Genomic DNA, 230 nt, shown 5'->3' on the forward strand with positions numbered 1-230 from the left:
CGCCTGGTGGAGGAGTACGACGTCGTTGTGGTTCCGGCCAGTTCCCCGTACCAGACTCTCGAGGAGCTCGTACAGGCTTGGAAGGCTGATCCGGCGGCGATTGCCTGGACCGGCGGCGGAACCTTTGCCCAGTTGGTCATGACCGAACTTGCTCTGGCTGTCGGCGTGGATCCCTCGGACACCACATACATTCCCAAATCCGGCGGCGGCGAGGCGACCCAGGCCCTCAT

1 protein-coding gene is annotated in these 230 nt (G+C 63.9%); it reads left to right on the plus strand.

Annotation, left to right across the window (positions count from 1 at the left end):
• A partial coding sequence (locus SB754_RS23390; RefSeq protein WP_410784621.1) for a tripartite tricarboxylate transporter substrate-binding protein occupies positions 1-230 on the plus strand: 230 nt, incomplete at both ends.

This window comes from Leifsonia sp. SIMBA_070 (assembly GCF_046534635.1).
In the GTDB taxonomy this organism is placed as follows: domain Bacteria; phylum Actinomycetota; class Actinomycetes; order Actinomycetales; family Microbacteriaceae; genus Leifsonia.